Below are 23,152 nucleotides of genomic sequence, written 5' to 3' on the forward strand. Positions count from 1 at the left end.
TCCTGCTTCAGCGCCGCTCCCGGCGGGTCCACCACGGCCGCACCTGGAGCATCCCGGGGGCGCGCCGAAAGCCGGTGAAAGCCCACCGGACGGGCCTGCAGGGAGTTCACCGAAGAACTCGGCAGCGTTCCGGCACTGTGTCCCGTCCTCAGCTTCGTCGACGACCACGGCGGATGGGCGTGTCACACCGTCGTCGCAGACGTCGTGGAGCCGTGCTTCTCCGGCACCGTGGCGACCGGTAAAGGGCGTCGCCCACCGGTGGTGCTCCCCGTCGAGATCGACTCGCTGCGGCCGCACCCCGGATTCGCGTCCACCTGGCCCCAGTTGGCCGGCGAGCTGGACGTAGCCGGACGATGAGAGGTCGAGCGGTCAAGGGGCGTTCCGGTCGCAAGGCGGCAGGTGTCATTACCGCGGGTCTGGAAGCTGTCGTCACCGAGCCGGACGTTCGTTGTCTCAGCAACCGTGCGGCGTGGCGGCGCTTCTATCTGCCGACGGGCATCCGCCTGATCCAGGGCCTCCAGGCCCCAGGATCGCTGATGCGGGAGGTCACGATGATGTGGCTGAAGCGGCGGTGTGGGACGCCCTGGCGAAGAATCCCCGTTGCGGATTGCGCCCGGGCGAGCATCTCAGGGTCGTCCAGTCCGTCCAGAACGAGGAACCGGCCTTCCCGCGTGCCCCGTTTCCCTTCCAGGGCGGCGAGGGCCAGGTCCTCCAGCCGCTTCCTGCCGTCCCGAGCCGCCTGCAGTTGCCTCGGCGTAGCACCCGCTTCCATGGCCAGATGGGTGAGGCCGGTCTCCAGGGACTCCTCGTCGCGGGCGTTGATCCAGTAGACCTCGCCGGAGAAGAGTCCCTCCCTTCCCAGGTGGGTTCGTCGCGAATCGTAGAGTGCCCGGATCGTCTTTCCCGTCCGGGCCGGTCCGACGTATGCCGTGATCGGCGTGCGCCGGGCCGGAGACCGGTGCCAGCCTTTGGGTGGCCCGTGGGGGTAGGTGCCCTCCGGGCCTGCATCGGGATCAAGGCCGTACGGCGGCTGCAGGGACCGCCGGGCGGACGACCTGGCGTTGGTGAGGTGTCCGTAGTCGGGCGGTCCGGGCACGGGGATCCGGACCACTTGCGACACATGATCGGAAAGGTAGGCGGTACGCCCGGAGGGCAGTGCTACCGGCTCGTTGAACAGGAGATCGATCCCCGTGACCGGATGGCGATCGGGGTCGCCGTCGACGAGCAGGTAGTCGATCCGGTGGGCTCGCGCACCGGCGGGCAGCAGGTCGGCGTGGAAGGTGGGCACGTTCTCCGCGGCGAACGGATCCTGCCACACGCCGCCGTCCACCACTGCGCCGTACAGGCCGCACTCACTGGGGAGGTTGAAGTCACCACAGGCGATCACCAGTGCGGTGTCCATGCGGCGCGAATGGTCCAGGACTTCGTGGACCCGCCTTACCTGCTGCATCTGAAGGGCTTCGTACCGGTTGCCGGCCGACCACTGCCCGTCCCTGTTCGCGGTCAGGTGCACGTTCCCCATCACCGTGCGAAAGGCCGGGACCTCGAAGACCAGCAGACCTTGGAGACAGGCGCCCGCAGCCATGACCGCGCGGAAGAACGGGCTTCCGCCCTTCGGCCGTGTGCCACGGAACGACACGTACTGGACCGACCGCAGCGGCAGCCGGGAGAACGAGGCCAGGCCACCTGCCGGTTGACCGAGCGCCCCCACCTTGCGGGCCACGAAACGGAACGACGGCAGCTGGGTCCGCAGGAAGGCCAGCAGACCGGGCGTCCAGACCTCCTGGAAGTTCACGATGTCCACATCCGCCTGTTCAAGGCGCCTGCAGAACTCGACGGCCCGCTCCCTCACCGGAGGCAGCGAGTTCGCCAGCCCACAACAGACATTCAGCGACGCCACCCCGAAGGTGGCTGCTCTGCCAGGCACTTGTCCTCCCCTCTCGCCCAGACCCGCACCCTGCATCGTCACTTTCCGACCGGGTGATCAGGCAGTGCACCGACCCTGGCAAACAACCCGGTCGAAATGAATCAGGGAGTCTACGTACTGCACCACGTATTCGGGCGGGAGGCTTTCACCATCGACTGGGGCCGGCGGCCGGCAGGCCGACCGGGCGAGCACACCAGCAGTTGCCGGCGCGAGGCGCGCGCTCAGTAGGTGCTCTGGATCCCGGAGGCAGCCTGCCGGGCATTTCAGCACAGCAGGCGCTGGTTGTGTCGTAATGCCGTCTCGGCCGTGCGCGTTCAGCGTTGCAACCAGGGCGGAGGATGCGGCGATGGCGGGGCGCTGTACCAAGGCTGCGGCCCCTGTGGCGCAGGCGGCCCCGGCAGCGGCGCAGGAGGGGCAGGGGGCTTGCGCAGCGCTCGTCGGATCCGGACGGTGGCCGCGATGACGCCGGGGAGGGCCACTATGAAGCCGATGAGGACACCGGGGATCGATCTGTGGACCGTTGTCTTCGTCTGGTAGACGACAAGTCCCGTCCCGTCCTTGACGGAATTGGACGTCTGGTAGGTGTAGGCACCGGCCTCTGGTGCGCTGAAGACGGCAATCGAGGGCACCTGGGCCATCGAGCCCGCGAACACCCAGGAATCCCGGAAGTCCCTCAGGTGCATGAGCGTGCCGTCCGGGGCCGTGATCCGGATGCGGGACAGAGGGATGGAATCCTCGCTGTAGACCGTGACCCTTCCCGCGTGCAGATGCGCCGAGTGCGGCCAGTTACCGAAGACCTCTTCTCTGTCCGATGCGTGTTCGGTGATGTACGACGTGGTCTGCCAGGCCGCCAACAGCCCCACCAGCACCGACAGCAGGCCGATGGTGATGCCGATCCGGATGCTCTTACCGAGTGAAGGGGCTTTCGCCGCTGCTACGACAGCCATGATCCGATGCAACCGCGAGGCGGCAGTCTGCGCATCCGTGTAAATACTCAGGTTTGTGGTGAGGGGCAGGGCGTTGCGGACTCCGGGACCCGGAGGTAGACGCGGCACGGGGCCCGGCCCGTGGACCCGTCCGCCGGGGCCGGGAAAACGTCGTCGGGCGCGCCGGGGCCAAGTGGCAGGATGCCAGGGTGGATTGGATCTTGCGTGCCGCTGCAGAACTGCTCGCTACGGAACTGTCCGAGCCCGTCGATCTGGGTGGGAGTAAACGCAGCACGGTGCTGCGCTGCAGGACTGGTGACGGGGGGAGGGTGATCGTCAAGGCGTACACCGGCGAGCCGGAGGCCCTGCGCTGCTTTACCGCGGAGGTGGCCGGCCTCTCGCTCGGCCTCGCCGGCCCTGAGGTGCTGGGCGTGTCGACCGAGATCCCTCTGCTGGTCATGGCGGATCTCGGTGACGCATCGACGCTGGCCGATGTGTTGCTGGGAAGCGATTCGAAGGCGGCCGGCGAGGGGTTGCTGGCATGGGCGCGCGGCCTCGGGCGGCTAGCCGCCGCGTCGGTACACCGGCGGGCGGAGTTCAGGCAGTTGTGGGCGCGATACGACAAAGGTCTGCCCCCCTGGGACGACGAGCCGTGGATCGCGCAGAACGCGTCCGACCTGCTCAGGGTGCTCGACACTGCCGGTATTGCGGTTCCGCTCGGGCTCTGCGAGGAGTTGGCCCTGATCGGAACAGCGGGTGCGGAGACGTATCCGGCATTCACCCCGGGTGACACCTGTCCTGACAACAACCTGCTCACGCCGGAGGGTCTGCGGCTGCTCGACTTCGAAGCCGCCTGCTTCCAGTCGGTGTTCCTGACAGCCGCGTACTGCAGAATGCCGTTCTCCACCTGCTGGTGTGTGTTCAACTTGCCAGTGGGGATGGCGCTGGAGGTCGAGGAGGCCTTTCGGGCCGAGATCGTCGCGGCGTACCCGGCTTTGACCGAGGATTCGGTGTGGCAGGCGGGGATGAGACGAGCCATCGCGGTGTGGACGGTGGACGCGACAGTGCGTCTGCTTCCGCGCACGGTGCAGGACGGGCCGATGCACAGGACACGACGGCCCGTTCCCACCAGGCGACAGGTGCTCAGACACCGTTGGGAGACGGCGAGCGTGTTGGAAGAGTTCCCGGCATTCGCGGAGACCATACGGCGACTGCTACACGAGGTTGCCGGAGGATGGGAGGCGGCCCCGCTCCCGGGATACCCCGCCTTCTTCGTTCCCGCAGAGTCGCAGTAGCCAGGAACTCTCGCAAGCAGGCGCAGGTCACGAGCGGTGGCGAGGGCGTGTGTCCCAGCGGTGGGTGGTCCAGGCTCGACGGATGGAGCTACGGACGGCAGTGAGGGCGAGCCGCGGAGCAGACACAGACGGCCGCGGGATGGCTGCCGCCGCCTCCACAGCCGCTACTGGCGCAAAGCCGAGTACTTCCCCGCCTTCGTCGACATCGCCGGCGCCCTCATCTGCCACCGCCGCTAGACCAAGCGAGACGACCTGTCAGTACGAGTGATGAGCCTGCCAGTACGACCAGGCCTGGCAGGGGCCGCCGTACTTCTGGTTCATGTAGTTGAGGCCCCACTTGATCTGCGTGGCCGGGTTGGTCGGCCAGTCGGCGCCCGCGCTCGACATCTTGGAGCCGGGGTACGCCTGGACGAGACCGTAGGCGCCGGAAGGGTTTGCCGCCCGATAGTTCCAGGTGGACTCGTGGTCCACGATGTTGCTGAAGCACTGGAACTGGCCCGCGCCCACGATCTGACGCGCCATCGCCTGGATCTGCGCGACGGTGTAGGAGCTCCGGACCGGGAAGCTGGAGGCGTCGCGTGTGGCGGAGCGGCCGGCCGCCTCCTGGCCCGCCTTGCGCTCCTTGCGTCCCTTGCGTCCCTTGCGCTCCATGACTTCCTCTTCGGCCTTCTGAGCAGCCTTGTGCTTGGCCACCGCGTCCGCGGCGGCCTGCCTGCGGGCCGACTCCTCGGCGACCTTCCTGGCACTCGCATCAGCGGCGATGGCCTGCGCGTCGGCCTGCCGCGTCAGGGACGCGGTCTGCACCTGAGCCTGCTGACCCGCCGGGATGTCAGCGAGAAGCGTCGCGTCGCCTGCCGTCGCCCCGGCGTCGCTGCCGGGCCGGCCGGTGCTGCTTGAGGCAACACCAGTAACGGCGCCCACAGCGGTGACCGCGGTGGCCGAAGCCACCGCGAACCCCCGGACCGAAATCCCGCTCACGTCGGCCCCCCGACGGCGAGGTCACAGGCGACACGGGCCGCGATACCGGGCCCGAGACGGCCGGCAGTCCCACCGGTCGAACGGTCCAAGTGCATGGGATCCCCTCCCCATGTGAGGTGCGGTTATCGCCTCCTATACGCACGGGCCCGGAGCCAGGTTGCATCGGACCGGAACTCATTTCCGGGATCGAAGACGATCGGTCGTCGGGGAGTGCGGTCTCCCGCCATCCGGCCCCGCCGAGGACCCCGCAGACGACGACCCGCCAAGCTCCACGGCGACTTCGAAGGAGCTGAGGAAGCCTGCCGCGAGCACCACATCATGCCGGCTCGCACCGGGGTGAGGCTGTTCCACCACTGACGGCCATCTCCCGACCGCGAGGAGTGATCCCCGGGCCGGGTGGGACCCATCGCGCTCAACGCCTCCGTCCGCCTCAGCCAGGGGTGATCCACGTCAGCAAGCCTGGCGAGGTTGGAAATAGGTCCATGCCCCTCATGCTCCCTGCGGCTCGTCGCCCGGAGGGCGATAGGCCTCGAAGAGAAGCTCCAACTCCCGGAGGATATCTGTGCGACGTTCGGGGCTGAGGTCGGGGTTCGTCAGTTCCTTCGTGAGGGCTGCGTGCCTTTTCTTGTCCTCTGCGGACATCCGGTCCATCCACGCGAACGCGCCGGATCGAGAATTCTCCTCACGCAGCTTCTTGCCGCGCTTCAGGTAGTCCTCGATCTCCTTCTTCGAGAGCGCCGACGGATCGGCTCCCTCCTCCAGGATGAGGTAGAAAGCCCACCCGACCGCTTCCACGGTGGCCAGGGATACGCCTGCGTTCACGATGGTCCCGAAGACGGGAATGAACGAGGACAAGCCCTTGATGATCAGGGCCCCGGCGAAATACTGTCCAGCGGCAGTGGCGACCCCCATGAACTGCCAGCGGTCAGACTGGTGCCCGTTCACGTGGGCCAGCAGTCCCCCCATAACACTGCAGATGACAAGGAGACCGGCTGTGTCCGGAGTCTCTCCCAGAACGGGGACGCTCCCCCACGCCCCGGACCAGAAGGCCGCGCCTACGGCACACGAGTGAATAACAAGATGCGACCTCTCAAGCGAACTCAGAGTCATCCTACGACCCCCGCTACGGCTTGAAGACGCCACCCCTCAATGAGCGTCAATGCCGAAAGCCTTGCGTATCACGAAGACTGGGCACAAGAAGCAATCGGCGACTCGGTCAAACTCAGTCCTAAAAGTTCACTTCTTGTCGATCAATGCTTCGGTGGAAGCTCGAATCTCGCAGCATCAACAGTGCGCCCGCAGAGCGTGCGCAAGGCCGGACCGGGGAACAACTTGGGCGTCGGCAGGCATCGGTACGACCGGAGGAGCGCGGGTGGGGGTAAGCGGCGAGGGCGCCGGGGTCGACCTTGCGGAGGCAATCGAGGCGCTCCGCGACAGTCTGGAACGGGCCTGGCTCAGCGGCCAGGGCCGCAGCATTCGGTTCAAGCCGGAGCCTGTGGAACTGACGGTCCAGGTGGGAGTGACCCGCCTCGGCAAGGGATCGGCCGGCATCCACTGGCAGGTACTCACCCTGGGCGGCGAGCGCAGCAGGGAGTCGTCCTCCGTCCAGACACTCCGACTGCAACTGACGCCGGTCCTGCACGACCCGCAGGGGGACCGCCTCGACGATGGCGAACAGCTCATCTTCGACGTCGAGGACCTTGACAGTCCCCAGCCCCCAAGCAGTGACGAAGAACGTTGAACACTGACCGGATCGCACTGATCCGCTTCAGAACGCACGACGGCCGCACCGGAGTGGGGTCCGGCCTGCTCGTCAACGACCGTACCGTTTTGACGGCTCATCACGTGGCCGAAGGAACAGACCACCGAGTCGAATGCGCGGCCGGACCCCGCAGCGTCGCCTCGGTGCTACGAGCGGAGTCGTCGGCCATCGACCTCGCGCTGCTCACACTCACGGAGCCGGTGAAGGGTCTCGGCGCGCTGGAAGTGGCCCGTGTCGACCGGACCTCTGTTGGCATGCTCAAGGCCTGCACGGTGGGGTTTCCGCGCTGGCGCCGAGACAGCCGCCATCGGCGCACAGCGCAGGTGGACGGCACCATCCCCACGGCTGAGGGTCTGGCCTACACGGCGCCGTCCGGTGAAACGGAAGGGCTACTCACGCTCGTGGGCAACCGTGAGCCGGGTGCACCCGCGATCACCACGGGCTCTCTGCTCGACACAGGACTCGGCACGGGGGCGTGTGCGGATTCGCGGTCGCCGTGGGCAGGCATGTCGGGAGCGGGCGTTGTCTTAAGTGACACGGTGATCGGCGTGGTCCGCAGTCACAACGTAGCGGCCGGGCAAAACTCGCTGACAGTGACGCCGCTGACCGCACTCGAGCTGCTGCCTCCCAAGGTGCGGAAGAGATTCTGGGCGATGCTCGGAGTGGAGGACGCAGCGAAGCTCCCGGTCCTGACCGCAGCCGGCACCGGAACCGCCGCCTCTGTCGTCAATACGCTGCCACGATCGGTGCCGGATTTCACTGGACGAGATACCGCACTGAGGGACCTCCTCGATGCCACGGCTGGTGACGGAGCCGTTTGCGTCGCTTCCATCGACGGCATGGGCGGGGTCGGCAAGACGGAACTGGCCTTGCATGCGGCGCACCGGATGGCCGCCCACTATCTCGACGCTCAGCTCTTCATCGATCTCCAAGGGTTCAGCCGGGACCGGTCCCCAGTGCCGCCGGGTTCCGCGCTGGAGTCACTGCTCATTGCGGTCGGAATCGCGCCCGAACAGGTGCCTTCGGAGCTCGAGCAGCGCGCCGCGCTCTGGCGTGCCACCCTGGCTCGCCGCCGTGCCCTGCTGATACTCGACAATGCCATCTCCGCCGAACAGGTCACACCCTTGCTACCGGGCAACAGGGAGTGCGCCGTTCTGATCACCAGCCGACGCCGTCTGATCGATCTGGAGGGAGCGAAGTTCGTGACCGTGGACACGCTCGATGAGCCCTCTGCCGTGGAGCTGCTCAAGCGGATCACCGCGGGAACGATCCCCGTGGCTGACGAGGACGACGAACGGATGCGCGAGGTGGTCCGGCTCTGCGGCTACCTACCGCTCGCCATCCGGATCGCCGGCGCTCGTCTGCGGCGTCGGCCGCAGCTCGGACTGTCCGGCCTGATCACCGAACTGACCGGTGCCCACGGCGGACTCGGCGCGCTTCGCAGTTCGGAGCGGGACGTGCGCGCGGCCTTCGGCGTGTCCTACGACGCGCTGGAACCGGACGCACAAAGGCTGTTCAGGCGTCTCGGCATGCACCCCGGCCAAGACGCCACGGTAACGGATGCCGCGGAGCTTGCCGAACTGCCCCGGGACACCGCGGAGCGGCTCCTGGAGGAACTCCTCGGGGACAACCTGGTCCAGGAACTGCAAAGCGGCAGGTTCTCGCTGCACGATCTCCTGCGGGACTACGCGCGCGACCGCGCCCGGCAGGACGAGCGACCCGCCGAGCGGGCAGCCGCTCTTCACCGCTTGTTCGGGCGCTACGCCGAGTTGGCCGCGGCAGCCGACCGGGAATTGTCCCCCCTGCCTCCCCGCGCAGTTGCTGGCACCGGGACGCCGGAAGCGGGCGAGCACCCCGATCTGCCGGCAAGCGCTGCCGGACTCTTCCCTTCCGAAGCCCGGCAGTGGTTGGTCGCGGAACACGCCAACATCGTCGCCTGCGCGCAATCCGCCTTTGAGAGCCGGAGCGTGCATACCCTCACCCTGACGGTCGCTGCAGGCCCCCTGTTGCTGCTCGGGTACGCCGATGACGCCGGGGCGCTTTACGAGACCGCCCTCGGGGCCGCTCGCGCGCTGGGGGATCGCACAGCTGAGGCAGCCGCGCTGCTCGGCCTCGGCGAAGTGGGACGGTTCGCAGGCCGTGTCGCCGCAGCGCGTGACTCCTTTGAGGTGGCCCGCGCTCTTTGTGCGGAACTCGAGGACGGGGCAGGCTTGGCGCGTGCCCTCTACGGCCTTGGGGAGATCGAGCGGACGGCGGGGCGGTTCGGCGCCGCCCTCCAGTACCACGGGGCTGCGCACGCCGTCTGCTGCGACGCCGGTGATGTGCCGGGTCAGGCGGATGCCCTGCGGGGCATGGGCGAGGTCGCGCAGGCGCTCGGCGATTTGGAGTCCGCCCGTCAGCACTACGGGCGGTCCCTCTCCCTGAGCGAGGAGACGGGCAACTTCTACGCGCAGGCGTACGCCTACCTGGGCCTGGCGGAAGTGGAGCAAGGCGCACGGGACCATGCGGCGGCGCGTGAGCGCTTCGAACGCGCAGAGGCCATCTGCCGCACTATCGGGAACCGCCGTGGCCTCGCGAACGCCAGGTACGGCCTGGCGGAGGTCGCACGAGCCACCCACGACTGGGACAGAGCCCGGGCCGATTACGCACGCACCCGGGCGATCTGTGCGGAGATCGGGAACCTGCGAGGCCAGGCCGGTGCCCTGCTCGGGCTGGGCAGCCTGGAAGAAGCTGTCGGCAACGGTGAGTCCGCGGTTGCGCACTACCAGGCCGCCCATGATCTCTGCCAGCAGATCGGTTACAGGCCAGGACAGGCCACGGCGCTGAGCGGCATCGGTAAGGCGGCGCTCGAAGGCGGGGATCCGGCACGGGCCGTCGCGGTGTGGGAGCAAGCCAGAGCGCTGTGCAGCGACATGGGCTTGGACCAGCGGGTTACCGAACTGGACGAGAGGATCAGGGAGGCAAGGCAAGCGTACGGCGGCGCCGGGGGCCTCTGATCCGTAAAGGGCCCACTGACAGCTGCAGAGCCGTCCTGGAATGCAGTGTTCATACCCCCCCCGGCGACCGAATAGTGCCGTAGACATGGCTCGTCGACCCACGCCAGAATCAATTCGCCCGGTCGCTATCGTTGAATCACCCTACGCCAGGGGGAAGCGCCATGTTGACCACGAACGTATTGAAAGCCGGAGAGGGTGAAATCATCACCCTGCCGGGCGCCTCGATCGTCATCAAGGACCGACTGCCCGGCATCATGAACGACTGTGTTGTCGTGGAGTTCACTGCCGAGCCTGGATTCCATGGCCCTGGCCCGCACATCCACGCGGACCGCGCGGAGTACATTTGCGTCCTCGATGGCGAATTCGAGTGGACTGTGAACGAAGAATCATTCCGAGTCTCGGCGGGCGAATACATCAGGATTCCCGAGGGGGCCGTGCACAACTTCAGCAACGTCAGCACCCAGCAGTCCCGCTGGTTTGGCGTCTGCCCCGCCTCGGAGGCAGGTCTCTATTCTCATTGAGCTTCTTCACAGCGGTCAGTGATCGACTGCCCGTTTCGAACCGGACTGTCGCCATGAACTGAACGTGCACAGAAACCTTCAACCGCGCACACGCCTGACTCCGCGACCCGGTTGAGCGGGCCTTTGCCCCATTCAAGTCCTGGCGGATCTTCCGCCGTGCCCGGCTCAACTGTTGGGCCGCTCTACCTGTTGCCGTCACGTTCTGCCGCCGCGTCAGTCCCGCCCCAGTCCGCACGACTGCGCGGCGCGCGCGGCTTACTCTGACCTCGATCTCCCGCAGCACGATCGACCGCTTGCTGCCCGAACGCTGAGGACATGGTCAGTGGCAGGGGCGGCAGGAGTCGAACCTGCGGCATCCGGTTTTGGAGACCGGCGCTCTGGCCTCTGAGCTACACCCCTTTGGTGGGTGCAAGCTTGGCACGTCCAACAGGTCAAGCTCCAAGGGATTTCCGTATCAGTAATCCAGGCCGCTGCCCTGCCCGCCGTGGTGGCGGAAAATGGGGGCCGTAGCCGTCCGGTACGTCGACGAAGCTGTGATGCCTTGTGAGCTCGCGTGTCAGTATGACGTCGGGAACCCGCTGACAGGGACCGTTGACTGTTGCGGCAGCACGCGGACCAGACTCTTCCAGCCCTGTGGCTCCTGCGGACGGCACTTCGGCAAGTGCTGTTCCAGGAGGTGGGGTTCATGGACGTACTGCACGAGCGGTGCGCCGCTACTCGACATCGGCAAGAAGGACCTCCAGGCGTGCGTCCGCACCCCGAATCCGAGCGGTGGACGCTCGCGACGCCGGGAGATCCGCACCTGTCCGACCATGACCAACTCCCTTCTCGAGCTGCGGGAGTGGCTACTCGCCGAGAAGGTCGCCCTGGTGGTGATGGAGGCGACAGGAGACTGCTCGCGGCCGGCGTTCTATCAGCGCGGGCTGCCCAGGCGAGGGCGTCGTCGAGGGTGGCGTTTGCGTCGGCCAGACGGGCCGCGGCCAGGGTGAGTGGCACCTTGGCCTCGTTCAGGAGGGTGGACCACTGGCGAGCGGTGAGGGATGGCGGAGGTCCGGAAGGCCGGCCAGGACCGGCAGGTCGGGGACGTCGGCTGCCGAGAGATCGAGGCCCCGCAGGGTCGAAGCGCATGAAACGCGTGATCGTCGCCGGGGTGCGGACATGGACGCAGGCCGGGATGGCCGCGAAGCCCACTGGCTTCTAAGTGGGCACCAGTCGCTCCGGTCGCAGACCTGCCGGATCAGCAGGTGTTTCGGTAGGGCAGTGCCGGAAGGTAGTCATGCCACTCGGAGTGCGTGAGGTTACCTCCTGTGCGGCGGCAGATCCGCGCCGAGATGGAGAACGGGTCGGCGGGATATGCATGCAAAGGCGTGAAACTGCTCGACGTTCGCAGTGTTCTCCCGTCCGTGTCGAATCCCACGGACAGGATCAGTTCGTTGGCTGTGGGCAGAGCCGCGCCCAGCCGCTGGCCGGACGGGACGCCCCACAACTGGAGCGTGCCGTCGCCGCCTCCTACGGCGAGCGTGCGGCTGTCGGGAGAGAAGGCCAGGGTCCGGACGCTTGGACCGGCGTCCTGCCGGGCGTCGGGGAAGGTGCCGGCCAGCACTGCGAGACGGTGCGCGGCTCGGCCGTCCCAGAGGGTCACCCGGCCGGAACGGTCGCCGGCGGCCAGGTATCGGCTGTCCGGGCTGAAGGCCAGCGCTTCGGTGGTGTCCGGCGTGAGCTGTCTGCTGATGACGTGCTTCGAGGGCAATTTGCCCACGTGTCCGTCCGAGGTGGCAAAGGACTTGCCGTCGGGCCGGATGGCCAGCGAGTACCCTCCGCCGACGGAGAACGGTCCGATTCTGCTGCCGCGTTTGATGTCCCAGGTCTCGGTGCGGAAATCGTCCGTCAGTCGGGAGACCAGCAGTGTTCGGCCGTCCGGGCTGAGGGCGATGGCGTGGGTGGCACCCCGGGCGTCGGTCGGGCGGCCGAGGTCCAGGGTCGCACGGGCGCGGTGGGCGCGTACGTCCCACACGGTGACCCGCTGTGTGGTGGGCGAGTCTTCGCCGGTGCTGGCCGTGTAGGCGAAGGTCCTGCCGTCGGCGCTGAAAGCCATCAGTTCTCCGCAGACAGGCGGGCCGGCCTCTGGGTCGTGGGGCTGTGGGCAGGGTATGCCCGGCAAGTCGGCCTGGTCCTTGCCTGTGCGAGCGTCCGTCAGGCGGAAGCGGCTCTCATGCCTGCTCCGCCACGTAGTTGCCAGTATTCGGCCATCGGGGCTGAACTGCGCCTGCTCCAGCGGTTCATCGCGCCAGCCGGCTGCGGTCGCGTCGCTCGCTGACACAGTGCGCACCATGGATCCCGTCGCTGAATCGGGTTCGTACCCAGTGAGGTAGCGGACCGTGCGGCCGTCCGGATCCAGGCCGAACTGCATGATGCCAGGCCGGTCGGCACCACCCGCGGGCAGCGGGTAGCGAAAGACGGGGCCGGATGCGTCGGCCGACACCCGCCACAGCCGGACCTCGTGGTCGCTGGTGGTCGCCACGAAGCGGCCGTTTCGGCTGAACGCCATGTCTGTGATGTCGGAAGAATCTTCGGAGAGTTCATCGCCGAAACTGCTGGGAATGTCGTGGGCCTTGGGGACCGCGGACGCTCCAGGTGTCAGGTTCCACAGGCGTAGTTGTCCGTGCGGCAAGGCGGCCGCGATCCCGTGGCTGGTCGGGCTGAAGACGGCAGGGCCGCATCCGCCGTCGGCGGGCGCCTTGGGCGCCCCGGGCAAAGGCAGGGCGCGGTGCCGGGCCATATCCCATACCCGCATCGGCCTGCCCGTCTCGCACACGGCGGCCAGGCGGTCGTCGGGGCTGAGGATGGCATCTTGGACGCGGCGGCCCTGTCGCTCGAAGAGCAACCGGTGCCGCCGCCAGTCCCACACCCGGACACGGGCGATGTCACCGGGGTTGTCGGTGACGTTGATCGTGCGCCCGCTGGGGCTGAACCCCCCACGCACAGCGTTGCGGAGGCGGAAGCCGACGCCGGCATACCGGCCCGCGGCAATGTCCCATACCCGGGCGCTGTCGCCCCACATCAACAGGTACTGCCCGTCGGAACTGACCTGCATCGCATCCAGTGCGCCGTCCTCACCCGGGCCACGGAAGGTACCCGTTTTGCGGTGAGTCCTGACGTCCCAGCGCACGACGCGGTCGCTGTCGACGACAACCAGAGTGCGGGTATCGGCGCTGAGGAGGTACTGGCTGTCCTCGTCTCCGGAAGGGGTGAAGACGTCCTGTTCCTTCTGGGCCAGCGCGCCGAGAAGAGCGGAACGCGTCTCTATCGTGTCGGAAATCCGCCAGGCAGCGACGCTGAGCCGCATGGCCGTGACCGGGTCGGTGTAGCGCAGGCTCTCCGCGAGGGCGGCAATCCTGCGGGCGGTGGCCTGGTTGCGTTGCACGGTACTGGTCCTGTTCTGCTGCCAGGCGATCACTCCCGCTGTCATAGCCACCGCAACCAGGACCGACAGTGCGGCGGCCAGGATCCGCCGGCGCGTGCGCTGGCGGCGCCGGGCTTGCAGGCTGGCGGAGACGAACGCGCGCTCCGGCGCTGTCAGGGCATCTGCGCGGTCCTGGGCGGGGAACGCCTCCTGGGTGGCGTCCAGGAGTGTGCCCCGGTACAACACTCCCGGGTCACGGCCCGCCTCATCCCAGACGGAGGCTGCCTCGGTGAGCCGACGGTGCAGGCGCAGCCGTTCGCGGGCGTCGTCGATCCAGACGTGCAGTCGCGGCCAGGCCGTGATCAGTGCTTCGTGGGCGAGGTCGACGGTCTCGCCGTCGAGGGTGATCAGCCGCGCGCGGGCAAGGCGTTCCAGGACAGTTGCGGTGTCACCGGAAACGCCCAGCTCGGTGCGCGGAGCGGGACGTCGTGTGTCGGGGGTCCCTTCGCCCGGGGTTACCAGCCGCAGCAGGATTCGGCCGGCGAGGTCGGCCTGGACCGGGGTGAGGCGAGCATAGGTGTCCTCTGCCGTCCGGGCGAGGGCGCCGTGCAGGGAGCCGGCGGCCTCGTATGCCTCGATCGTGAGGGCGCGGCCTTTACGGCGGCGCCACGTCTCCAGCAGCGCGTGCGACATCAACGGCAACGCGCCTGGCTCGTCATCGAGGTCCTCGATGAGACGGGCAGTCAGGGCGCGCTCGACGGTCAGCCCGGCTGTCCGGGCCGGCTTGACGATGGCCTGGCGCAGTTCATCGCGGCTCATCGGGCCGACCAGCACGGTGCCGTCCTGCAAAGTCGCGGTCAGCTGCGGGTGCTGGGCGCAGCGGGCGAGGAAGTCGGCGCGCACCACGATGATGACGCGGAGCCGCCTCGCCGGGTCGGTAGCGGTCAGGAGCCGATCGATGAACTCCTCGCGTTCGCCCGGGTCGGAGCACAGGGTGTAGAGCTCTTCGAACTGGTCCACGATCAGCCACGTGTCCCCCTCCCCGTCGGCCGGCACCAGGCGCTGGGCGTGGGTGCGCAGTGGGTGCTCGCCGGGAGTGAGGACCCGCAGGGCGGCCGGGCGCGGACCGGCGGCGTCCGGGTCGCGCAGGCGGGGGATCAGGCCGGCGCGCAGCACGGACGACTTTCCGCTGCCCGATGGGCCGAACACCGCGGTGAACCGCCGCGAGCGGGCCGTCTGCAGCAGGCGGTCGGTGAGTTCGTCGCGGCCGAAGAACAGATCGGCGTCGGCCGGCTCGAAGCGAGTCAGACCCCGGTAGGGCGGCTCAGCGTTCTCGTCCTCGGGGCGCGGCTCGGCTGCTGCCGCCACGGCCGCCTCGTGCCACCGCGCCTCCCACTCGGCCTCGTCGCCACCGCAGGCGCGCACGTAGGCCAACGCGACCGGCAGCGTCGGCAGCCGCTCCCCCGCAGCCGCCTGGGACAGGGTGCTCGCCCCCTGATTCGTGCGCTCGGCCATCATCCGGTATGTCGGGGAGCCGGCCTCCGCCCGCAGCTTGCGTAACTCGGCAGCAAGCCGCGCCACCGGCCCCGCGCTCGGATCCAGCGGACTCTCCGGACGCCCTGCCATCAACAACACCCCCTGCCCCGCTTCCCCCGTGGACGCGGTGCAGACCTGAAGGTATGCACGCCCCCCGGGACAGGGCAATCGGCAGCGCGCTCTTTGGCCAGCGGCACGCTCCGGGCCCCGACCTGCGGTGCGGCCAACTGATCAGGGTGACAAAGCCGGCTGCCCATTCGATCCACGGCCCTCTGAACTCGATCACGACGGAACACGGGCGGCGTGAGGCGCAAGTCCAAGCGCACGGTTCGATCCGTTCAGACAAGAACTGGACACGGAGGGACACCACATGAGGGTGAAGCGAAGGGGCGCACGCCTCGCGTTGTGCGGAGTGCTGGCGCTGGCCGGCATCGCCACGTCGGCGACGGAAGCTTCCGCGAGCGGCTGGGTTCACTGGAAGAGCAAGAAGTACGGCATGTACTTGTACAGCCGCGCCAATGGGAACGGCGCCCGCTTCGGTCTGACCACGGACAGCGCGAAGAGGATCTACGACGTCCATCTGTCCAACGGCAACTGGCTGGAGAAGCCCTACAACGGCAACCAGTACATGGAGGTGAACGGGTCGAACCATCACCTCGACACCTGGAGCTGCGCTTACAGCAGGCAGAAGAACGAGCAGTGGCGTGAGATCCAGACGGGGGCGTGGCCCAACGACTGCTGGAATCTGGAGAACGCCGGCACCTACCAACTGGTGGACGCCGACGCCGCTTCGGGGAATCTCGTCGGAGTGAGCGACAGCGGATACGGCTGCGGCCCCATCACCGCCCCGTCGTCGGTGGCCTGGAAGTAGTTAAGACGCAGCCGGACCCGTGGCAATGGACGGCCGATTCCACACCGCCCCAAGCGCCCCTGAGATCGCCACAGCTGTCAGCGACGCCCAGTGCCGCACCCGGACCAGCCTGTACGACAGCTGGAGCAAAGCCGTGACCCGGTACCAGACAGAGATCGTTGCCCATAACAGGGCACAACTGAAGCGCGCGAGGACAATCATCCGAGTCTGGCTCCGGAATGCCCGAGCAGCCCTTCACAGCGAGATCCATAGTCGGGCCCACTGACGCGCCAAGCAGCCACCGAACGACACAGCGAGCGGCTCTGCTGCAGCGCATTACCGAAGAAGCCCTGCTCAGGGCCTTGCGGCCGCAGGCTCCCCTCCGGCCACCGGGGAAATGGCTGAGCGGTGCGTTTGTCTTCTTCCACGGTGAGTGACCTGCACAACGCGCTGCCCCGCTCCGGACGTCAGACCGGCGAAGAGGGGGACACAGTGGAGATGAGCCGGCGAGCGCGGTGGCGGCGGTACGGGACGAACCGCTCGAGGCCGTGGCCCAGGGCGCGGGCCAGGACCTGGCCTTCAAGCCTGGACCAGTCGAGCTCGACTGCATCAGCCATCCACGGACACCCGAGTACAGGAAGCTCCTCACAGGGCCTTGCCGCCGGAACTCGCCCAGAGGGCTGATGAGTTGGGGGTACCGTTGCCGTTGGCGAATGCGGACTGACAGGGGAGATCGGCGAATGCTCTCGGAGGCGTTGGCGGCGCTGGCCGCTGCCGGAGGGGCCGCAGTGGTACAAGCGGCCGGCACGGATGCATGGACTGAGACGCGGCGCCGCGTGGCGCGCTTGATGGCCCAGAGTAGCCCCGAGTCCGAGCTCGTTGAGTTGCAACGGCTGGACCGGACTGCGGCCCTGCTGCCAACCGAGCGTGCGGAAGCAGTGGAGATCCGCCAGATTGCCGTCTGGCAGGCTCACTTCGAGGCATTGCTTGAGCGCCTGCACGGCGCTGAGCGCGACTCTGCGATTGCAGAGCTTCGCGACCTCGTCGAAGGCAGCACCGTACGAGGCCGGGACGGCGGGGGGAACCTCAGTGGCAATGTCTTCCACGGACCAACTGCGGTCCAGACCGGCAGCGGCAACCGCCAGGACAACCACTTCGGTCACAGTGCATGACAGCACCAAATCGCGGCGTCCCCGGAGAGGATTCGTCGGGGCACACGGAATTCCACGGTCCGACTGCCATACAAGGCGGATCGCACAGTGTCCAGAACAACCACTTCCATAGTCCGGCGCGGGGTATCGGGGCGCTTCCATGGAGCAAGATCATCGCGACGGTGAAGGAGAAGGGGCCGAGCGTCGTGGTCATGCTCGGCCTCATCAGCGGCGGATCATGGTGGCTGCATGATCATCTTGCACAGCAGTCCCGGCTTGACGCGACACGCTCGGCCTGTCGACAGGCACAAGATGCATGGAGCGACCATGCGACAGCGGGTACAGGCTCCGACAAGAGCATGTCCATCAAGATTGACAGGAGATACGCACAAGAATTGAGCCTGGCCGCAAGTTCCGCGCGGGACCCAAAGATCGCGAGGGAACTTCGAAACGACGCGGATGACATAAAGGCATTCGCGGACGCCTATGAACGGGGCACCAGCGACGCCATGTCGGCCGCATGGTCCGCGGACACGCACGACCATGGGCTGTGGTGGACGGACTGCACCGTCGTCCTCAACTCGAAGTGAAGCCGACCTTCAGTGGCCAGAATTGCAGCGTGCGCTCGGGCGGGTGACGTCCCTGATCGGGAGTCGGCGGGTTTTGCTCCTGCCGTGTCGGGGTCCTGATGGCTGAGCCAGCCGCGGCCGGCGCCGTCGAACCTCGCAGTGCACGGCCCGGGGAAGGTCTCTGGGACCCGGAGACAGGGTCACAACGGCACACTCTCACCAATCGCATCAGGGGGGGCACGGACTCTGGCCTTCCGTCCCGACGGGACCACGCTCGCCACCGTCGGGGACGACGGGCAGATGTGGGTCTGGTCCCCTCTCACGGGCACACCTGCCCACCCGTTCACGGACGACAGCATCCGCGGCGTGACCGCGGCCGCCTTTCATCCCGCAGGAACCATCCTCGCCGCTGCCGTCGACCGAGGCATCTAACTGTGGAATCCGGACGTGGGCAACGTCCAACGTGCGTTGACCGGAGAGAGATTCCGCGGCGTGCGAGCGGTGGCGTTCACCCTGGACGGGTCACTCCTCGTCACTGCCAACGACCAAGGCACCATCGTCCTGTGTGACCCGATCGTGGGCGCCGTACTCCGGACTTTCACCGATGGCACCGCCCGTGGGACGAGTGCCATGGCCATCAGTGGGCTCGGGACGACGCTGGCCACGGTCAACGACACAGGAGTGGTCGACCTCTGGGACATGCGCCTTGGAGTTGTGCAAGGCGCGCTCACAGGTCATGCCATGCGCGTCAACGCTCTTGCGTTCCACCGGCAGCGGCTCACCACAGCGGGCGACGACGGGACCCTGCGTGTTTGGGACGGCGCTTCGAGACAGGCGCTGACCATGATGCGAACAGACACCCCTCTGCGGTGCTGCACGTGGAGCCCCGACGGCCGAGTTCTGTTCGCGGGCGGGCGGGGAGGCCTCTTCGGGTACGACTACTACCCCGGGGTCGGCAATCCCTGAACCGACACCGGAGCCGCCGGCGTCGACCCGGCGAAGCTCGGCGCCCCCGACCCCGCCGTGGCGCCGCCACCGCCGACCGCCCCGGTCAAGTCCCGGACGCCCCCGCCCCACCAAGCCGGTCGTCACCGGCACCAGGCAGCACACCAGCACGACGAGCTGGCAGACCAACAGCAAGTGGTACAGCGACAGGTACCTGTACTCGCGCACCGACCACCACAGCTACGCCACCACCCGGCAGTGGACGTAATACGACAACGGCACCACGGCCCACCGCTGGTGGCGCAGCCCCACGAGCCACCGCTGGACCATCGACCGCACGCCGCTGATCGACCTCGACCACACGATCAAGGTCCGCACATCAGGCCCCGCCAAGCCGACGGGGCCCACGATCACGGGCGCGACCGACGAGGAGCGCAGCCTGCGGCGCTCCGGGCTCCAGTACCAACGGATACATCGCCGGCGTACGCACCGGCGGGGTGCCACCGGGTGCCACGGACGGCGGTGGCGGGTTCTGCGTCGGCGGCCCGCTCGGCTACAGCTGCACCGAGCGCCGCCGCCGTCTTGCTGCGGCGAGCGGCCGTAATGGGTGCAGTTCCGCCCCCCGTGATGAACGGATCAGGTCAGTCCCACTGCTCGTCCGCGAGAGAGCTGACCGGCTGCGGCTTGCCGATGACGGCCAGGGCGATGAAGAAGCTGATCTGGCCGATCGCGATGGTCAGGGTGGCCAACGCCTTCTGGTCGTAGTGCTTGGCCACCTCGGCATACAGTTCGTCGGAAACGCGTTCCCTGCCGTGTGGGGCGGGCTGGAGGGTAGCCTCCACCAAGGCGAGTGCAGCACGCTCGGCGTCGCTGAAGTAGGGGGCGTCCTGCCAGGAGGAGACGGCGGTGATGCGCTCCTCCGACTCCCCGGCCTTGCGCAGGAAACCGGTGTTCAGGACCGTCAGGTAGGTGTTTCCGACGATCTGCCCGGCACGCAGGTGAACCAGGCTCATCGTGGTCCGCGGCACCGAGCGGTTACCCGTGGCCCGGAAGAGAGCCGCGCTGATGTCGTTCAACTCGGGTACGAACTCGGCCGGGTTCGGCATCCGGGAGATCGAGGTGTTCGTCATGACTGCACTCCTTCGCATCAGCCTGGTCGGCGACTTCACTGCACTGACGCACCAGCCCACCAAGATGTGACAGACACTCGAGAGACAGTTCCGCCGACACGCACGACCGCTGCAGCCACGTACTGGCCCGCCGCAACGAGGGCAAGGTCGTCCTCCTCCCCTGACTCCGACGGTGCCGCCTCGCCCAGTCCGCCGTCCTGGCGGGCAAGGCGGTCGCGGGCCGGAGCCGGGACACTCGCGGACCGGCTGCGGCCCATCCTGACGCGGCACTGGGGGGGTATCCCGTATCAAGGAGACAGCCACGTGCCGGCGAGGCGGCCTGCCTCCCGCTGGAAGCCTCGCATCTCACCTTCCGAGCCGCTCCGTGAGGAAGGCGATGATCTCATCACGGGCACGTGCCGTCGGGTGACCCTGCTCGTCCACGAGATGTGCCGTGGTGACGCTGTGGGCGCAGCCGACGACGTCGCGGAAGAAGGGCGGAGGGTTGGTGTTCGCCGCGTCGGCGGGAAGGACGCGGCCGTCGAACGCTTCGCCGAGCAGTGCTTGGTAGGCGGCGAACCGCCGGCCCGTGCACCACTTGTCGTTGTCGAAGCGGTAGGCGAGTACCTTCAGTCCGTCTCGTTCGATGCGTTCGGCGAGGGCAGCCGCGTCTTCGTCTGCGATCTCCAGTCCTCCGGGGTCGTCGAGCGGCAGCGAGGGATGGTTGACGACCGGGGCGATGACGGCCGGTTCGAGTGCCATGGTCAGTGCGAAGTTGCCGGTGAAGCACAGTCCGACCGCGCCGACGCCCGGCCCGCCGCACTCCGTGTGCGCGATACGCGCGAGGCCGCGCAGCCACGCCACGACGGGACTGGTGCCGCCGCCGGCGAACGCACGGAATTCGACGCTGACGCATGCGCGCCGGACGACGGCCTCGCCTGCCTCGGTGGTCGGGTAGGCGCCGTCGACGCCGAAGAGAGAGGGCAGGTACACGCAGAAGCCGGCGTCGCGTATCCAGCGTGCCAAGCGCGCGACGTCGGGGCTGATGCCCGGCATCTCGGGCATCAGGATCACGCCGGGTCCCCTCCCGGCGACGTACACGGTCTTGCTGACGTCATCGACGCTGACGGCCCTCTTGGAGAAGTCGTCCAGCGGGTCGTCGCGCCGTGCTCGCATCGTTGTCATGATCGAGAGTGTGGTGGGACACTGCCCTCGCGAGAAGCGGCGGCATCGCCATGAAGTGCGGTGATATCGCCATCCCCACGGGAGCCGGAGGAGCGATGAAACCGCTGCGCCTGGGTGTGCTGGCGTATCCCGGCTGCTTCGCCTCGGAGGTGTTCGGGATCCCCGACCTGCTGGTCATGGCCGATCACATCGCGGCGGCGCACGGGTCGGACCGACCGCCGTACGAGGTGTCCGTCGTCTCGCCCCGGCGGCGGGTGGTCGCGTCCGGCGGATCGGCCATCGAGGTCTCGGCGCTGCGGCCCGTCGACGTCCTGATCGTGCCGGGATTCGAGCTTTCGCCGAGGCTCGATCTCGACGCCACGCTCGCGAACCTGAGGCCCGAAGTGGCGTCGATCCGGTCGCAGGCCGCCTCCGGTACCGCTGTCGTGTCAATCTGTGTCGGCGCCTTCCTCGTCGCCGAGGCCGGCCTGCTCGACGGGCGCGAGGCGACGACGGCCTGGCTGTTCGCGGATCAACTCGCCCGTCGATACGCCGACGTGAAGGTACGCCCCGAGCACCTGGTGGTCACCGATCGCGGTGTGACGACGACCGCCGCCTTCAGTGCCATGTACGACTTCGCACTCCAGTTGATCCGTGAGCACGACGGCTCCCGCGTCGCCCGCAGTACCGCACGCATCGCGCTCGTCGACGACGCCCGCTCCACCCAGGCTCCCTACGTCGACCTGGAGTTGATGCCCGCCGTCGGCCGTGAGTTCTCACTCGCTGTGAAGCGGTGGCTCGACCAGAACCTCGGGGCTCGCTACGACCTGTCCGTCCTGGCCGAAGCGTTTCACGTGAGCACGCGCACCATGCTCCGCCGCTTCGGTCAGGAGGCCGGTCAGACCCCGCTCGCCTACTTGCAATCGGCCCGGGTCCGCCGGGCTCGTCATCTGCTGGAGTCGACCGACAGGACCATCGCGCGCATCGCCGCCGATCTCGGGTACGCGGACACGAGCACCTTCAGCGCCATCTTCGCCCGGCACACGGGCCGGCGGCCGCGGGACTACCGCGCCGCGTTCCGGCCTGACACGGTGCGGTGACAGAGCCGCTTCTCCCCGAGTCACCTCCCACCGTCCAGGCGTACGAAGTCCTGAGGTCCGGTTGTCCAGCCCGGGCCGGTACTGCTGAGTGAGAGTGAGCCGTTGACCCACGTGCCCCGCACCGTGACGTCCTCGTCCCTGAGATGGCTGCGCGTGGTGAGAGCCACCCGCCGGCCCTGCATCTCGTAGTGAGCCGTACGGACCCCCGCTACAGGGTCCTCACGTCGAAGCCAGCGTGCGATGTCCTCCGCGTCACGAGGGCCCGGGGCAGGACGCACCAACACATCGAGGACGGTTCCGTCCCGATAGAACCGGAACACCTGGAGATCTGCGGCAAAGATCCCACTCAACCCCGTGGAGCGCCGACGGCGGGCCGAACTGCGAGTCACGCCCTCATCATCCCAAGCGGCCCAGAGGAACGTCAGCGGTCAGTCGAGTTCCCTGGGGCCGTAGTGGGCGGATTCCGCTCCTGTCATCAAGGCCCAGTAGCGGTCTCCGTATGACCAGTGCCACCACTCCGTGGGGTAGTTGACCAGGCCGGCAGCGGTGAGCGCACTGCTCAGGAGGTGCCGATGGGAGCGGGCCCCGTCGCTGATGTTGTCGGCCTGGGTGTAACAGGCGCCCGCGCTCTCCTCAGGAGTCGCGTTCATGCGGGTGCCCAGGTCGAGTTCACGGCCGTTGTCGTCTACGAGGGTCAAGTCGACGGCTGCTCCGGCACTGTGCGGTGCGATCTCGGGAGGAGATACTTGACGTGCTCCTTGGCCTAAAGTCCAGGGATTCCGGTCTGGGTCGTCTGACCCTTCCGGGGGCTTCCTGCTTCACCGCGCTGTGCCGGGACTTTCGTCCTGGTCTTACCGGCGCTCCACGAGGCGTTTAGCGTCTCCACCCGTCCGGCGGCGACTTTTCGGCGTCCTTCGAAG

The 23,152-nt window shown here is 67.9% G+C and carries 18 protein-coding genes, 1 tRNA gene and 1 pseudogene; 10 read left to right on the forward strand and 10 right to left on the reverse strand.

The genetic code is table 11. The annotated features are described in order from the left end of the window. Positions 1–481: 481 nt before the first annotated feature. Both Q8A52_RS47555 and Q8A52_RS47560 read right to left on the reverse strand, forming a co-directional pair. The gene (locus Q8A52_RS47555; protein ID WP_316764775.1) at positions 482–1,927 is read right to left on the reverse strand and encodes an endonuclease/exonuclease/phosphatase family protein; all 1,446 of its coding nucleotides are present in this window, start codon (positions 1,925–1,927) and stop codon (positions 482–484) included. 314 nt (positions 1,928–2,241) lie between these two features. Next, on the reverse strand, positions 2,242–2,874 hold the full coding sequence (locus tag Q8A52_RS47560) for a hypothetical protein (RefSeq protein ID WP_316764777.1): 633 nt from the start codon (positions 2,872–2,874) through the stop codon (positions 2,242–2,244). Positions 2,875–3,062: 188 nt separating this feature from the next. On the opposite strand from Q8A52_RS47560, the gene Q8A52_RS47565 reads away from it, so the two are divergent. Further along, positions 3,063–4,148 carry a hypothetical protein gene (locus Q8A52_RS47565; protein ID WP_316764779.1) on the forward strand — a complete coding sequence of 362 codons (1,086 nt, stop codon included), beginning with the start codon at positions 3,063–3,065 and terminating at the stop codon, positions 4,146–4,148. A 255-nt stretch (positions 4,149–4,403) separates the two neighbouring features. On the opposite strand, the gene Q8A52_RS47575 is transcribed toward Q8A52_RS47565, so the two are convergent. Together Q8A52_RS47575 and Q8A52_RS47580 are read right to left on the reverse strand one after the other, a co-directional pair. After that, positions 4,404–5,126: an aggregation-promoting factor C-terminal-like domain-containing protein gene (locus Q8A52_RS47575; protein WP_316764782.1), complete on the reverse strand. Its 723-nt coding sequence runs from the start codon at positions 5,124–5,126 to the stop codon at positions 4,404–4,406. Between the two features lie 489 nt (positions 5,127–5,615). Next, the gene (locus Q8A52_RS47580; RefSeq protein ID WP_316764785.1) at positions 5,616–6,236 is read right to left on the reverse strand and encodes a hypothetical protein; all 621 of its coding nucleotides are present in this window, start codon (positions 6,234–6,236) and stop codon (positions 5,616–5,618) included. A gap of 262 nt (positions 6,237–6,498) precedes the next feature. Between Q8A52_RS47580 and Q8A52_RS47585 the strand changes: the two genes are divergently transcribed. The 3 genes from Q8A52_RS47585 (at position 6,499) to Q8A52_RS47595 (ending at position 10,405) form a co-directional block, all read left to right on the forward strand. Beyond that, complete coding sequence (locus Q8A52_RS47585) at positions 6,499–6,867, forward strand: trypco2 family protein (protein ID WP_316764787.1); 369 nt, start codon at positions 6,499–6,501, stop codon at positions 6,865–6,867. Then, positions 6,864–9,884, forward strand: coding sequence for a tetratricopeptide repeat protein (locus Q8A52_RS47590; protein WP_316764789.1), 3,021 nt, complete (start codon positions 6,864–6,866; stop codon positions 9,882–9,884). Before Q8A52_RS47585 ends, Q8A52_RS47590 begins: the two co-directional genes overlap by 4 nt. A gap of 161 nt (positions 9,885–10,045) precedes the next feature. Then, positions 10,046–10,405 (forward strand): cupin domain-containing protein, encoded by a 360-nt coding sequence (locus Q8A52_RS47595; protein WP_316764791.1) that lies wholly within the window; start codon positions 10,046–10,048, stop codon positions 10,403–10,405. A 323-nt stretch (positions 10,406–10,728) separates the two neighbouring features. Here the strand turns inward: Q8A52_RS47595 and Q8A52_RS47600 are convergent. Together Q8A52_RS47600 and Q8A52_RS47605 are read right to left on the reverse strand one after the other, a co-directional pair. Further along, a tRNA-Trp gene (locus tag Q8A52_RS47600) sits at positions 10,729–10,804 on the reverse strand. Positions 10,805–11,642: 838 nt separating this feature from the next. Then, on the reverse strand, positions 11,643–15,434 hold the full coding sequence (locus Q8A52_RS47605; protein ID WP_316764793.1) for an nSTAND1 domain-containing NTPase: 3,792 nt from the start codon (positions 15,432–15,434) through the stop codon (positions 11,643–11,645). Between the two features lie 280 nt (positions 15,435–15,714). Here Q8A52_RS47605 and Q8A52_RS47610 point away from each other — a divergent pair, with 280 nt between their 5' ends. Continuing rightward, on the forward strand, positions 15,715–16,215 hold the full coding sequence (locus tag Q8A52_RS47610) for a hypothetical protein (RefSeq protein WP_316764795.1): 501 nt from the start codon (positions 15,715–15,717) through the stop codon (positions 16,213–16,215). A 446-nt stretch (positions 16,216–16,661) separates the two neighbouring features. On the opposite strand, the gene Q8A52_RS47615 is transcribed toward Q8A52_RS47610, so the two are convergent. Next, a complete protein-coding gene (locus Q8A52_RS47615) occupies positions 16,662–16,811 on the reverse strand; it encodes a hypothetical protein (protein ID WP_316764798.1) in 150 nt (49 codons plus the stop codon). 123 nt (positions 16,812–16,934) lie between these two features. Here Q8A52_RS47615 and Q8A52_RS47620 point away from each other — a divergent pair, with 123 nt between their 5' ends. From Q8A52_RS47620 to Q8A52_RS47630, 4 genes are all read left to right on the forward strand, one after another. Continuing rightward, complete coding sequence (locus tag Q8A52_RS47620) at positions 16,935–17,366, forward strand: hypothetical protein (RefSeq protein ID WP_316764801.1); 432 nt, start codon at positions 16,935–16,937, stop codon at positions 17,364–17,366. A gap of 161 nt (positions 17,367–17,527) precedes the next feature. Continuing rightward, entirely contained in the window at positions 17,528–17,935 is a 408-nt protein-coding gene (locus Q8A52_RS47625) for a hypothetical protein (RefSeq protein ID WP_316764804.1), read from the forward strand. Positions 17,936–18,073: 138 nt separating this feature from the next. Further along, positions 18,074–18,346 (forward strand): WD40 repeat domain-containing protein, encoded by a 273-nt coding sequence (locus Q8A52_RS49410; protein WP_361619379.1) that lies wholly within the window; start codon positions 18,074–18,076, stop codon positions 18,344–18,346. Between the two features lie 15 nt (positions 18,347–18,361). Continuing rightward, a complete protein-coding gene (locus tag Q8A52_RS47630; RefSeq protein ID WP_316764807.1) occupies positions 18,362–18,880 on the forward strand; it encodes a WD40 repeat domain-containing protein in 519 nt (172 codons plus the stop codon). A 620-nt stretch (positions 18,881–19,500) separates the two neighbouring features. On the opposite strand, the gene Q8A52_RS47635 is transcribed toward Q8A52_RS47630, so the two are convergent. Continuing rightward, positions 19,501–19,989 carry a carboxymuconolactone decarboxylase family protein gene (locus Q8A52_RS47635; protein ID WP_316764809.1) on the reverse strand — a complete coding sequence of 163 codons (489 nt, stop codon included), beginning with the start codon at positions 19,987–19,989 and terminating at the stop codon, positions 19,501–19,503. 345 nt (positions 19,990–20,334) lie between these two features. Further along, complete coding sequence (locus tag Q8A52_RS47640; RefSeq protein WP_316764811.1) at positions 20,335–21,153, reverse strand: dienelactone hydrolase family protein; 819 nt, start codon at positions 21,151–21,153, stop codon at positions 20,335–20,337. Positions 21,154–21,161: 8 nt separating this feature from the next. Here Q8A52_RS47640 and Q8A52_RS47645 point away from each other — a divergent pair, with 8 nt between their 5' ends. Then, complete coding sequence (locus tag Q8A52_RS47645) at positions 21,162–22,232, forward strand: GlxA family transcriptional regulator (RefSeq protein WP_316764813.1); 1,071 nt, start codon at positions 21,162–21,164, stop codon at positions 22,230–22,232. A gap of 428 nt (positions 22,233–22,660) precedes the next feature. Here Q8A52_RS47645 and Q8A52_RS47650 read toward each other — a convergent pair. Next, a pseudogene (locus Q8A52_RS47650) lies at positions 22,661–22,987 on the reverse strand (M15 family metallopeptidase); the annotation flags it as partial. Positions 22,988–23,152: the final 165 nt, after the last annotated feature.

The organism is Streptomyces herbicida (assembly GCF_032656585.1).
Taxonomy (GTDB): domain Bacteria; phylum Actinomycetota; class Actinomycetes; order Streptomycetales; family Streptomycetaceae; genus Streptomyces; species Streptomyces herbicida.

What these genes read in the sequence shown, in the direction of transcription:
- Q8A52_RS47640 (WP_316764811.1), bottom strand. Translation starts at nt 21,153, where the DNA reads ATGACAACGATGCGAGCACGGCGCGACGACCCGCTGGACGACTTCTCC.
- Q8A52_RS47635 (WP_316764809.1), bottom strand. Translation starts at nt 19,989, where the DNA reads ATGACGAACACCTCGATCTCCCGGATGCCGAACCCGGCCGAGTTCGTA.
- Q8A52_RS47610 (WP_316764795.1), top strand. Translation starts at nt 15,715, where the DNA reads ATGAGGGTGAAGCGAAGGGGCGCACGCCTCGCGTTGTGCGGAGTGCTG.
- Q8A52_RS47580 (WP_316764785.1), bottom strand. Translation starts at nt 6,236, where the DNA reads ATGACTCTGAGTTCGCTTGAGAGGTCGCATCTTGTTATTCACTCGTGT.
- Q8A52_RS47620 (WP_316764801.1), top strand. Translation starts at nt 16,935, where the DNA reads ATGCTCTCGGAGGCGTTGGCGGCGCTGGCCGCTGCCGGAGGGGCCGCA.
- Q8A52_RS47595 (WP_316764791.1), top strand. Translation starts at nt 10,046, where the DNA reads ATGTTGACCACGAACGTATTGAAAGCCGGAGAGGGTGAAATCATCACC.
- Q8A52_RS47605 (WP_316764793.1), bottom strand. Translation starts at nt 15,434, where the DNA reads ATGGCAGGGCGTCCGGAGAGTCCGCTGGATCCGAGCGCGGGGCCGGTG.
- Q8A52_RS47615 (WP_316764798.1), bottom strand. Translation starts at nt 16,811, where the DNA reads ATGGCTGATGCAGTCGAGCTCGACTGGTCCAGGCTTGAAGGCCAGGTC.
- Q8A52_RS47560 (WP_316764777.1), bottom strand. Translation starts at nt 2,874, where the DNA reads ATGGCTGTCGTAGCAGCGGCGAAAGCCCCTTCACTCGGTAAGAGCATC.